Annotated in this window: 12 protein-coding genes and 1 tRNA gene; 9 read left to right on the top strand and 4 right to left on the bottom strand. The window is 32.0% G+C overall.

Translation table 11 applies throughout. From position 1 onward, the window contains the following. Window positions 1-121 precede the first annotated feature (121 nt). Both mnmE and BW926_RS08985 read left to right on the top strand, forming a co-directional pair. A complete protein-coding gene (gene mnmE / locus BW926_RS08990; protein WP_076446363.1) occupies window positions 122-1507 on the top strand; it encodes a tRNA uridine-5-carboxymethylaminomethyl(34) synthesis GTPase MnmE in 1386 nt (461 codons plus the stop codon). A 266-nt stretch (window positions 1508-1773) separates the two neighbouring features. Then, complete coding sequence (locus BW926_RS08985) at window positions 1774-2325, top strand: helix-turn-helix transcriptional regulator (RefSeq protein ID WP_076446361.1); 552 nt, start codon at window positions 1774-1776, stop codon at window positions 2323-2325. Window positions 2326-2399: 74 nt separating this feature from the next. Here the strand turns inward: BW926_RS08985 and BW926_RS08980 are convergent, their stop codons facing one another. Then, window positions 2400-2720 carry a hypothetical protein gene (locus BW926_RS08980; RefSeq protein ID WP_076446359.1) on the bottom strand — a complete coding sequence of 107 codons (321 nt, stop codon included), beginning with the start codon at window positions 2718-2720 and terminating at the stop codon, window positions 2400-2402. 507 nt (window positions 2721-3227) lie between these two features. On the opposite strand from BW926_RS08980, the gene BW926_RS08975 reads away from it, so the two are divergent. From BW926_RS08975 to BW926_RS08960, 4 genes are all read left to right on the top strand, one after another. Further along, entirely contained in the window at window positions 3228-3800 is a 573-nt protein-coding gene (locus tag BW926_RS08975) for a hypothetical protein (protein WP_076446357.1), read from the top strand. Beyond that, entirely contained in the window at window positions 3755-3967 is a 213-nt protein-coding gene (locus BW926_RS08970) for a hypothetical protein (RefSeq protein ID WP_076446355.1), read from the top strand. The genes BW926_RS08975 and BW926_RS08970 overlap by 46 nt, the downstream gene beginning before the upstream one ends. After that, the gene (locus tag BW926_RS08965; protein ID WP_076446353.1) at window positions 3964-4275 is read left to right on the top strand and encodes a helix-turn-helix domain-containing protein; all 312 of its coding nucleotides are present in this window, start codon (window positions 3964-3966) and stop codon (window positions 4273-4275) included. Before BW926_RS08970 ends, BW926_RS08965 begins: the two co-directional genes overlap by 4 nt. Before the next feature lie 535 nt (window positions 4276-4810). Continuing rightward, window positions 4811-5335, top strand: a complete 525-nt coding sequence (locus BW926_RS08960) for an antirestriction protein ArdA (protein WP_076446351.1) — start codon at window positions 4811-4813, stop codon at window positions 5333-5335. A 491-nt stretch (window positions 5336-5826) separates the two neighbouring features. Here BW926_RS08960 and BW926_RS08955 read toward each other — a convergent pair. Beyond that, window positions 5827-5900 (bottom strand) — tRNA-Arg (locus tag BW926_RS08955). 48 nt (window positions 5901-5948) lie between these two features. On the opposite strand from BW926_RS08955, the gene BW926_RS08950 reads away from it, so the two are divergent. From BW926_RS08950 to BW926_RS08940, 3 genes are read left to right on the top strand one after another with little or no spacing between them, the layout of a single operon-like run. Beyond that, window positions 5949-6995: an ABC transporter substrate-binding protein gene (locus BW926_RS08950; RefSeq protein WP_076446349.1), complete on the top strand. Its 1047-nt coding sequence runs from the start codon at window positions 5949-5951 to the stop codon at window positions 6993-6995. 43 nt (window positions 6996-7038) lie between these two features. Beyond that, window positions 7039-7683, top strand: a complete 645-nt coding sequence (mtgA, locus tag BW926_RS08945; RefSeq protein ID WP_076446347.1) for a monofunctional biosynthetic peptidoglycan transglycosylase — start codon at window positions 7039-7041, stop codon at window positions 7681-7683. Window positions 7684-7696: 13 nt separating this feature from the next. Continuing rightward, window positions 7697-9727 carry a recombinase gene (locus tag BW926_RS08940; protein WP_076446345.1) on the top strand — a complete coding sequence of 677 codons (2031 nt, stop codon included), beginning with the start codon at window positions 7697-7699 and terminating at the stop codon, window positions 9725-9727. On the opposite strand, the gene BW926_RS08935 is transcribed toward BW926_RS08940, so the two are convergent. Further along, complete coding sequence (locus BW926_RS08935; RefSeq protein WP_076446343.1) at window positions 9705-10001, bottom strand: hypothetical protein; 297 nt, start codon at window positions 9999-10001, stop codon at window positions 9705-9707. The two genes, BW926_RS08940 and BW926_RS08935, sit on opposite strands and share 23 nt — an antisense overlap. 295 nt (window positions 10002-10296) lie before the next feature. Continuing rightward, entirely contained in the window at window positions 10297-11400 is a 1104-nt protein-coding gene (gene recF / locus BW926_RS08925) for a DNA replication/repair protein RecF (RefSeq protein ID WP_076446339.1), read from the bottom strand. Window positions 11401-11402: the final 2 nt, after the last annotated feature.

Below are 11402 nucleotides of genomic sequence, written 5' to 3'. Positions count from 1 at the left end.
GGGAAGCTTCTTTAAATAAGTAATGGTAATATATATTTATGTGTGGGCTTTCGGATATATTTGAATTGAGGTGATAGATAATGCTATGGTTCTGTGCGGTTAAAAAGTGTAAATTTGCATCATGAATAATGATACCATTTGTGCGCTGGCTACGGCCAATGGAGTGGGGGCTTTGGGAATAATCAGGGTTTCCGGAAATGATGCTTTAGATATTGTACAGCAGAGTTTTTCGTCCAAAAAACTGTCAAAACAGAAATCTCATACAATTCATTATGGGTATTTTACAGACGGAGAAGAGCTGATAGATGAAGTCATGATCTCTATTTTTCTTGCTCCGAAAAGCTTTACTACTGAAAACTCTGTGGAAATTGCTTTCCACGGTTCACCACATATAGGGAAACGTATTCTTGAAACATTAATTAAAAACGGGGCGCGGATAGCGAAGGCAGGCGAGTTTACCCTTCGGGCTTTCATCAATGGAAGGATTGATCTTTCCCAGGCTGAAGCGATTGCAGATGTGATTGCATCAGAAAACGAGGCATCCCGAAAAGTAGCTATTAATCAGCTAAAGGGCGGAATTACTAATGAAATATCGCTTTTGAGAACAGATTTATTAAATTTTGTTTCTCTAATTGAGCTTGAGCTTGATTTTGCAGAAGAAGATGTAGAATTTGCAGATAGAAGCGCATTAAATCTGCTCCTTGATAAAATTGAGCTAAAATTAAAATCTCTTATTGAGAGCTTCCAATATGGAAATGCGATTAAAAACGGAACAGCGGTTGCCATTATTGGAAAACCTAATGCAGGGAAATCAACGCTTCTTAATGCCTTATTAAAGGAAGAAAGAGCTATTGTAAGTAATATTGCGGGAACTACAAGAGATACAATCGAAGAAATTTTACATATAAAAGGCCATGCTTTCAGGTTGATTGATACTGCCGGATTACGCGAAACGATGGACGAAATTGAAGCCATTGGGGTGAAAAAAGCCATAGAGAAAGTTGAAAACGCAAATATTCTTGTGTATTTGTCCGATGCAGGCACTGAAGATTTTTCTGAGGATATTGAAATGATTAAATCTTTGTTGAGAGATGATTTAAAATTAATTATCTGTGCTACAAAAATTGACGAGGTTTCTCCAGCAGTTTATGAAAAGGTGGAAGATGTTTTCAGAAATGAGATTAGCCATGAATTTGATTTTATTACAATTTCTGCCGTAGAAAACCAGAATATTCAGGATCTAAAAAATGAGCTTTCTTCCTATGTAGAGCGCCTTAAGTCGGAAGAAAATAATGTGGTGATCACAAATCAGCGTCATTTTGAAGCGCTTCGAAAGTCTTTGGATGCTGTACAAAAAGTGAAAGAGTCAATTTCTTTCCAGATTTCTACAGAGCTATTGGCCTACGAATTGAGAAATGCTCTGGAACATCTTGGGGAAATTTCAGGGGAAGTGACAAATGATGAAGTGCTGGGGAATATTTTTTCTAAGTTTTGTATCGGAAAATAGATGACGTTTTAGATTGTATATAGATTGCAATTACAATAATACAAAAACCCTTTAAATGTAATGCTTAAAGGGTTTTTTATTTGCATTCTGTTTTGTTTCAAAATTTAATATTGCAGAACATATACATTTTATTTGTTTCTATTTCGTTTCTATGAATTTGATTTGGAATAAAATTTGTAATTTTATCGTTAAAAAAAGTTACATTTTGAAACAGTGTGAAACATGGAGAAACAATGTGAAACATTTTTAGGGAGAATTTAGTTGTTATGGAAGTCAATAAAATTTGTCAATTCTGCGGAAATAGATTTATAGCCAAAAGAACAACTACTCAATGTTGCTCTGATGACTGCGCTAAGAAATTCTATAAAAAGAGAAAGCGTGATGAAAAGATTCAAGCGAGTGATAAGGATTTGGAAGTGCAAATTAAAGGTTACAATATTGAAGAAATTCAAAAGAAAGATTACTTATCAATCAAAGAAGTTATGCTTTTACTTAATATTAGTAGAACATCAATTTATCGAATGTTAAAAGATGGTAGATTAATCAAATTAGAAGGCTTTAAGTTGGTTAGAATTAGGAAGGTTGACTTAGACATACTCTTTAGGCAAAAAGCCGAAAATAACGAAAGAAAACAATACAATTTGCCATACTTCTGTGATGATAATTATTATACGATTAATGAAGTCTTAGACTCATTTAAAGTGAGTTCAGGTTCATTTTATCATTTATGCAAAAAACATAATATTCCAAAAATTCCCAAAGGTAAAAATGTTTATGTTCCCAAAAACTTAGTAAATACAATCTTCAATAATGAGTAAAAAAGTAACTGTACTGAAAAAACTTGTAAAAGGTAATAAGAGTAATCTATCATTAAATTTTTATCCTCCTGTTTTCAATAGGAAAACTGGCAAATATACCCGATATCGTATCTGTTTTGCTTTGTTGTCATTGCATTTCCTAAGTTTGAAATGCTTAATTGTTGTGGGTCACGGTATTTTGTGGGTTGCCTAGTATTGCTTGAAACGTTTGAACCGTCAACATTGTACATTTCCCATTGCTTAGCTAAGCTGTTATACTTTTCATAGCTAATCATATTTCCATTTGGGTCAAAATACTCATATCTGTCATAAAATGAATTGTACTTTTTAGTAACTGATTGAGAAAAGCAAAAAGTTCCGATTAATAAAGATGCGGAAAGGATAAACTTTTTCATAGTGAATGTTTTTATTCACTCGCCCTCCTAAAGTGAGTATTAATAATACAGAAAGCGTGAAGGACTAAACTTAATTTGCAAATAGGAGGTTCTCGCGAAACCGTGTTACACAAACAAGAATAGCCTCCACGCCATAGGTGGAGGCATCAACTGTCTATCCTGTGTAACTTTAGTTAATTTGCGAGATTTCCTATTAACAGAATAAAAGCTAACGCTTTATATTTTTTCGATAAAAATTCAGTTACAAAAATATGAAATTTTACGAATCTTTAAAGTTGATTTATGAGTGTATGAAAATATTTTTTTGTTTATCATGATTCGGAGTGGTAAGGAATCTTTTGGTTTTTTGAGGTGTTGAAAAATTATATTTGAAGTAAATGATATTTGTGAAGGTATATCTAGAATTTATTGTGATAAAAAAGAAATGTTTAACTTTTTGTTTTTTTTTATTGCTAAAAGTTTGTCTAATGTTTAAGTTTTACTTAAATTTGATTAAATTATTTGACTATGGAATATCTAAGAAGTAGTGATTTGCTACGTCAGGCTATAGAGATTTTAGCAAATGCTGTTAGTGTTCGTATAATAAAAAGTGAATCTAATCTTAATAAATTTTTAGAAATAAAAGGTTGGGCGGTAAATAGTGATAAAATAAATTCAGATTTAAAGAAAAATTTAATTAAAGATTTATCATCTTTTGATGATTCGTATCATAAATTATTTTCTATTGGAGAACGTACTGTTATTCTAAAAAGGTCTAAATACTTTAAACAGAGTAGTTCTGCAAAAGAAATGGCTGAAAAAATATTAGCAGAGATTAATGAGTTTTTCATATTAAGCCAATTACAGGAAAAAATTGAATTTCTTAAATCTTTTATTCTTCACTTAATCAAAAATAATAGATTTGATAAAATACAGGATAAAAGGAATAAAATTAAAAACATCAAATCTAATTTGAGGTATATTGATGATGAAGAAGAATCTATGTTAAAAGTAAGATGTAACAATTTTATAACTAACATTAATTCTTATTCATTATGGAAATCCAACAAATTAAAAATACAATTGATGACATATTATTAGCTAATCCTGAATTATCAATTGAGGATAAAGCTAAGCTATTACAAATAAAAGATAGTATTCAAGAAAATACAACTGAAAAAACAGCCGTAGAAATAGCGGTATTGTGGCTCTCTTTATTAAAGGATGCAGCAGCTATTGCGGTAGTAATTGAAAATTTATATAAATGAAAATAGGAGAAGTAATAAAAGGCTTATTAAAAAGTAGAAATATTACACAGTTAGAATTGGCTGATAAAATAGGCAAAAGCAAAACTGCAATATCTCAAATGATTAATGGTGCATATAGCCCAAGTCCTGATACTTTAGAAAAAATTTCTGAGGTATTAAATGTTCCAATTGCTATTATGTATTTATTAACAATATCTCCTGATGATGTTCCCGATGATAAGAAGGAGATATATAGAGTTCTTTCTCCGTTATTAGAAAAATATCTGCTAGAAATTTTTGGTATAAATAAATTAGATGGTCATTTTTAAATGACCATCTTTGTTTTTGTACTTCTTTTGACTAATAAAGACTGAAAGAGTACTTTTTATATGTATAAAATAACGAGGATTAAGGGGTACAGAAAATGTATAATACTTGGGTTACTATTTACACCAACCCTCTTAAATTTTCAATGTAAAAATGTCCCCTATACGTAGTTCCAAAATTTTATATAGTTATCGACTGTCTCGGTACTAATCTCTTTGATGGGGAGGGTTCAGTGTTTTTTTCGGAACGTCCCCTGTACTCGATTTTTGTTTTTTTCAGACTGTTTTTTATTTTGTTTCGCTTGGAGTGGTTAAAAAGTTTTTAACTAACATGAAAAAGCATTGATTTTTTGAGTGAAAAGTACCTGATACACTTGTGTTTACGGGGTTTTTGTTGTATATTTATACATCTTTACAAGCTACTTTAGCCTTGTGTATTTGTGTACAAGGTTCAATATAAAAATAAAAATGCCTAGAAGTATTGGCGTACTTGCTAGGCGTATCAATAAATTTTAAATGCAACTTAAAACTTATCAACATGATAAATTTACGAAATTGTCTTGATACTGCTAGTATCTATGTAGGGACTTACGCAAAGTACAACAATGGAAGCCTTTACGGTAAATGGTTAAATCTTTCTGATTATTCAGACTATGACGAATTACTTACGGCAATGTATGAACTGCATTCTGATGAATCCGACCCCGAATTTATGTTTCAGGACTATGAATGTCCAATTTTGGAAAAACTAGGATTATTGAGCGAGTGCAACATATCAAAAGATATATACGATGTACTGGAACAAATCAATGATTCAGAGCATGATTTAGAGGTTTACGAAGCCTGTTTAGATTGTTTAGAAAACAGAGATTTCCAAAGTCTATATGAATATGTAAACAATTTCTATTACGGGGAGTTCGAAAGTGATGAAGATTTTGTACAATGGCTGTATGAAGATGACACGTTTAATATCCCTAATTGGGTTGCCATTGATTGGAGCGCAACTGCACGGAGTATAATGTTTGATTATTTTGAATCAAATGGACATTATTTCAGGTCTTAGTTATCTTGTTATCAGCGGGCTACAATTTGGGTGAAAATAATGTTATTCTATTTATTTGCTACTATAATGTTTCTATTTTTTGTAACTTATTGGTAATTAATATTAACTATTTTTGTATCGGAAAGTAACCATTTGCTATTTTTTTGAGACAAGAGTTTAATCTTACTTTACTCTGTATCAGATTGTTTCAAGGCAAAAAAAATCTGACTTTTCTTGAATTTGCTCTTTTTCATAAGATTTTCTTTTTTTAAAGTAATAATTTTTGTTGAAAATCTCTAGTTTTATTAAGTGATATAGATTTTTGGGAGAAGGTCAAGTATCGAAAAAGGGAGATCGACGTTTAATATTTTTTTCAAAATCGAATTTTAAAGAAAAAATTTTCAAACACCGCTAATGTGAACATCGCCTATCAGTGTATCTATTAGTATTACAATGGATTAGGAAATAAAAAACCGGCATCGAAGAATGAGAACTTCGAATGTCGGTTTTTGTGAGCTCGACAGGATTCAAACCTGTAACCTTCTGAGCCGTAATCAGATGCGCTATTCAGTTGCGCCACGAGCCCATTGCTTAATGGTTTGCAAATATAATACTTTTTTACTTTCTTTGAAAGATGGAACCAAAATTTTTACTATTAATCGCATTTTTAATGCTAATCTCCTGTAAAAGAGAACAAAAAAAATCAACTCCGGAATCTGTTTCCATATCAAATCTTGTTCAGTATAATGAGAAAGATGGTACCATCCATATAAAATCAGGAAGTTTTACTTATGATTTTAAACAAAATCGGCTTCCGTTTAAGAAAATTATTTTGCTTAATGCAAGTATGGTGGGATATATTTCAGAGCTGCAGGCTGAAAATCTGATGATAGGTGTTTCAAGCCCGGAATATATTTATTCTGAGAAAATTCAAGATCTTCTAAAGCAGGGAAAAATTCAAAATGTGGGAAATGAACAACAGTATGACATAGAGAAGATTATTTCCTTAAAGCCGGACGCTATTTTTACAAACCATATTGTAAGCTTTGAAAATACATACCAGCTATTGAAAAATAATAGAATTCAGGTGATTTTCCTGGATGAATACATGGAGCAGAAGCCTTTAGAAAAAACTGCATATATTAAACTTTTCGGGAAGCTTTTCGGGAAGGATGCAGAGGCAGAAAGAAAATATCAGGAAATTGAGAAAAATTATAATGATTTAAAACAATTAGCTTTAAAAGCAAAGCAAAAACCTACCGTTTTAACGAATGAAATGTATGGAGATGTCTGGTATCTTCCTGGCGGTAAAACTTCTACGGCCAATTATATTAATGATGCAAACGCGAATTATATTTTGAAAAATAATGCTGATGAAAAAGCTGCGACAATGAGCTTTGAAGAGATTTTTGTAAAATCGGGGAATGTTCAATACTGGATCAATGCAGGAAATCATATGTCAAAAAAAGAAATGCTGAGCATGAATCCTTTTTATGCTGATTTAAACGTTTTCAATAAAGGAAAAATCTACGTCATAACAGGAAAAGAAAAAGCAAAAGCCAATGATTTTTTTGAAAGCGGGGCAGTACGATCAGATTTGGTTTTAAAGGATTATATTAAAATTTTTCACCCTGAGCTTTTGCCAGATTACCAGTTAACTTATATGAAAGAACTGCAATAACTCAGACTATTTACTTATTTTTGTTATTCCTTTTAACAGACTTATGTGGAAAAAATTTAAACAAATTATATTCATTGTTCTGATTCTGAACGTTATATTCATTATATGGGGAAGATTTTTCAATCCGCCGATCACAATTACACAAATAGGTGGCCTTTTCGAGTACGGAAGGCTTCAGAGAGACTATATTTCTTATGACCAAATGGGAAATAATGTGAAAAAGGCTATTATTGCATCTGAAGATCAAAAGTTTTTCATTCATAATGGTTTTGATTATATCGCTATTGAAAAAGCAATGAAAAATAATGAAAAAGGAAAAAAACTAAGGGGGGGAAGTACAATTTCTCAGCAGACAGCAAAAAATATTTTCCTTTGGCAGGGCAGAAGCTGGATTAGAAAAGGGTTGGAAGTGATCTATACTTTTATCATTGAAAAAGTCTGGAACAAAGATATTATCCTTGAAAGATATCTTAATTCTATTGAAATGGGGCAGGGAGTTTTTGGTGTAGAAGCTGCTTCACAGTACTATTTTGGGAAGTCTTCTAAAAATCTTACCATTTCCGAAGCTGCATGGATCGCCGCGGTTTTACCCAATCCTAAAAAATATGATCCTAAAAATCCTTCATCATATCTTAGGAAGAAACATAGCTGGATTATGAGGCAAATGGGGAATGTAAGTTTGAAATAGTATATTTGTACTGATGAAACTCTTTAATTCCAGTATAAACTTTGAATTGATTCTTAAAAAATATTTTTCTTTTAAGAATGAAACTCTTGCTTTAGAGCCGTTTGCAGAATTTCTGGATAGTGTAAAAAAAACAGATTTTGTTACTGTATTGGATTTTTTTAAAAATAATCCTTCGCTTGCTGAAAATTTTAAATATTACATACATAACATTTTCAAAGAAAGATCATTCAACCTGTCTTTGACAGAGGCCAATATTTTGTCTGAAAATGCTTTTATTCCTGAGCTTAAAAAAAGAATTCTTAATAAAGTTCTCCCCCCAGTTGTCAATGAAAAAACCATTTGGTATATGATTGACAATGTAAGCCTGCGGCCAAAGGCTGACCTGAAGTATTTTCATAATCTCCCTGAAAATGAGATTAATGAGCTGTTTATTATTCTTGGGATTTCTGATTTTAGTATACTTCCAAAAGTAAAAAAGGAATTGCTTTTTGCAATGAATATTCTTTCGTGGCGGGTAACGGGCGCCGCAATGGAGGTGGAAGTGGTAAGAATGGCTCCTGAATATCGTAATTTTGACAATCCTTTTCTTGCCCTGCAGAATGAGCTGGAAGATCTTGCCGATGAGCTGGAAAATGATCCTGAGCTTCAATTAAATTCAAAAGACAGCAGGTATAAGCAGATTAAGATTTATGTAGAACAATGTTTAGAGTTTGTAAATATTGCTTTTAAAAATTCTTATAAATATGGCATTTCGGGAAAAATTAATCAATCGCTTTTAAGGATTCGCCAACAGGTTCAGAGAATTTATGAAATAGTTCAGCTGTTGGTTATTGATAATGAGCAGGATGTTTCGATTAATTCCAAAGAGTTGGTTTTTAATATTTTAAGATATAAATCTCATAAAAATAATATCTCGGATCTTATTAACGACAGTACAAGAATGATTTCACATCTAATCACTAATCATACTGCCGAAACCGGGGCGCATTATATTACTTCTAACCGTAGAGAATACATGACAATGTTCTACAAGGCCAGTGGTGGAGGCATTATCGTTGGAGCATTATGTGTCCTGAAGCTGTTATACGGATATGTTCCGGGAAGTGATTTTTCTCATGCATTTTTATATTCCATGAACTATGCAATGGGGTTTGTAATGATTTACCTGATGGGCTTTACGCTGGCCACAAAACAGCCCGCAATGACTGCAGCCACGATGACAAAAGTCTTAGCAGAGGATGGAAATAATAAAGGTAATCACACAGAATTTGCCCATTTAGTCTCGAAATTATTCAGGAGTCAGTTTATTGCTTTTGTTGGGAATGTCTTACTATCTTTTCCTATTGCATTATTAATAATTTATGGATTAGATGTTTTTTTCTCACAAAATTTGGCAATTGACAGATCTGATAAGTTGCTTAAAGATTTAGATCCTTTTAGATCAAAAGCGATTCTTCATGCAAGTATTGCTGGGTTTTATCTTTTTATATCAGGGATTATTTCGGGGAATATTGGGAATAATTCTGTTTTTTACCAGATTCCGGAAAGAATAGCGAAAAATATTTCTATCAGGAACTTTTTTGGAAAAAAATTTGCAAAAGGATTATCCAAATATTATGCGAAGAATTGGCCCGGAATTGTATCTAATTTTTGGTTTGGTGTTTTTCTCGGGGCAACCGCTCCGGTAGGATTATTTTTCGGGTTAGACCTTGATATAAGACATATTACATTTGCAGCAGGTAATTTTGCCATAGGGCTATACGGTAAAGATTTCTCTGTAGATTCTTATACTTTTTGGATTTCTTTTTTCACCGTTTTCCTGATAGGATTCTTTAATTTTTTAGTGAGTTTCAGCTTGTCTATGTTTTTGGCTTTTAGATCCCGGAAGCTTAACTTCGGGCAGGTAAGTGAGATTTATAAAGAAATTTTCAGGTATTTTGTAAAACATCCGTTTAAATTTTTCTTACCGTTACGTTCTGGCTTAGACAAAAAAGCGCACGATTTGATGAACAGCACAATTTCTACAAAATCTGAAGATCATTAAATTTTTCAGCCCCGAATTTATCCTGGAATTTTTTAAGATAAAAGCTTTTACGCATTTGGAAATCGTGTTTTAACAGGGGGGAATTGATTGTAATGATCACACGATGATCTTCAATATTCACGCTTTTAATCTCACGGAAAAGGCTCTTGTCCATATATTCTTCAAGGAAATCTTTAATTTCAAATGCTATGAGCTTATCTTCAAATCCATGAATCCTTGCAAAAGATTTTACAAGCTCGGAAGATTGAAATTCTCGTTTTTTTTTCTTTTTCATGAGGTATGCGTTTCTTGGTTTGGGATTCGTGTTTTTGAACTGTATAAAAAATTAAATTTGATCATCATTCCAATTTTCTTTTACTCATTTTTATAGTTTTACTTTCCGCCTAAAAAATTATATTGCTGTCTTAAAGTATCAAATTCCAGCAAAAACTTAGGATATAGAGCTATAATTTTCTCTAAATGGTTTATTGTTTCATCATTACTTGCATGACTAAATACAAGTAATCTAATATAATCATTCTTATAAAAGGATCTTCCATAAATACCGTATTCCGTATCCATATCTTGAGCTATACCTCAAAAATTATGCTTTCCTCATTAATTTTTTTTACAACGTTTTCTGTGCGTTCTCTGTGGGTATCTGTAATAAAAATCTGTCCGAAGTTTTCCTGGTTCACCAGCTCAATCAGCTGTGATACCCGGCTGTCATCCAATTTATCAAAAATATCGTCCAGTAAAAGGATGGGTGTTTTCTTTGTTAATTCTTTGATAAGGCTCATCTGAGCTAGTTTAAGCGATATTAAAAATGATTTTTGTTGGCCTTGTGACCCTGTTTTTTTTATAAGAGCAGAATCCATTTCAAAAAGCAAATCGTCTTTATGGATTCCTTTTGAAGTATAGGTAAGCATTCTGTCTTTGTCGAGATTATTCTTTAAAAGCTCATCAAATTTTTTATAAGGTTCAGATGCGTCGAAACCGTCCGTTAAATGGGAGTCGTATATTACGGAAACCGTTTCTTTTCCTCCCGAAATAATCTGGTAAAAATTCTGTACAATTGGGTTTAGCTTTTTGACAAATTCTTTTCTTTTAATGAAAATTTTAGTCCCGAATTTGATAATTGGTTCATTATAGATTTCCAAAGAATCTTTATCCCAAACTCTGTTTTTAACGAAATATTTTAACAAAGCATTTCTCTGCTGAATAGTTTTCTGGTACTGAATCAGATCAAAAAGATATTCAGAATCTGTTTGGGAAATCATGGAATCAAGGAACTTTCTCCTGCTCTCTCCGGAATCGGAAATCAGATTAGAATCATATGGCGAGATCATTACGCTCGGCAGATAGCCTATATGATCAGCCAGCCGGTCGTAGCTTTTATCATTTTTTTTTATCATTTTTTTTGCTTCTTTCGACTGTAAAATTTTAATGATATCCTGACTGTTATCACTCTGAATTTCAGCATCAATAGTGAAAAATAACTCATCATTTTTGATGTTATTGAGGTCAGTATTTCCTAAAAAGCTTTTCCCGACCGATAAATAGTGCAGCGCATCCAGAATATTGGTTTTTCCCACACCGTTGTTTCCCACAAAGCAATTGATTTGAGGAGAAAATTCGAATTTTTTTTCAGAATGGTTTTTGAAATTATATAGGGAAAGTTTTTTAATAATCATTC

This window comes from Chryseobacterium sp. RU37D (assembly GCF_900156075.1).
Lineage (GTDB): Bacteria > Bacteroidota > Bacteroidia > Flavobacteriales > Weeksellaceae > Chryseobacterium.
Note: the sequence above shows the minus strand (reverse complement) of the source record. Positions and strands in the feature narration are given on the sequence as shown.

Coding starts and splice junctions, on each gene's coding strand:
- mtgA (WP_076446347.1), top strand. CDS start 7,039: ATGTGGAAAAAATTTAAACAAATTATATTCATTGTTCTGATTCTGAAC.
- BW926_RS08950 (WP_076446349.1), top strand. CDS start 5,949: ATGGAACCAAAATTTTTACTATTAATCGCATTTTTAATGCTAATCTCC.
- BW926_RS08940 (WP_076446345.1), top strand. CDS start 7,697: ATGAAACTCTTTAATTCCAGTATAAACTTTGAATTGATTCTTAAAAAA.
- recF (WP_076446339.1), bottom strand. CDS start 11,400: ATGATTATTAAAAAACTTTCCCTATATAATTTCAAAAACCATTCTGAA.
- BW926_RS08965 (WP_076446353.1), top strand. CDS start 3,964: ATGAAAATAGGAGAAGTAATAAAAGGCTTATTAAAAAGTAGAAATATT.
- BW926_RS08960 (WP_076446351.1), top strand. CDS start 4,811: ATGATAAATTTACGAAATTGTCTTGATACTGCTAGTATCTATGTAGGG.
- BW926_RS08975 (WP_076446357.1), top strand. CDS start 3,228: ATGGAATATCTAAGAAGTAGTGATTTGCTACGTCAGGCTATAGAGATT.
- mnmE (WP_076446363.1), top strand. CDS start 122: ATGAATAATGATACCATTTGTGCGCTGGCTACGGCCAATGGAGTGGGG.
- BW926_RS08935 (WP_076446343.1), bottom strand. CDS start 10,001: ATGAAAAAGAAAAAAAAACGAGAATTTCAATCTTCCGAGCTTGTAAAA.
- BW926_RS08970 (WP_076446355.1), top strand. CDS start 3,755: ATGGAAATCCAACAAATTAAAAATACAATTGATGACATATTATTAGCT.
- BW926_RS08980 (WP_076446359.1), bottom strand. CDS start 2,720: ATGAAAAAGTTTATCCTTTCCGCATCTTTATTAATCGGAACTTTTTGC.
- BW926_RS08985 (WP_076446361.1), top strand. CDS start 1,774: ATGGAAGTCAATAAAATTTGTCAATTCTGCGGAAATAGATTTATAGCC.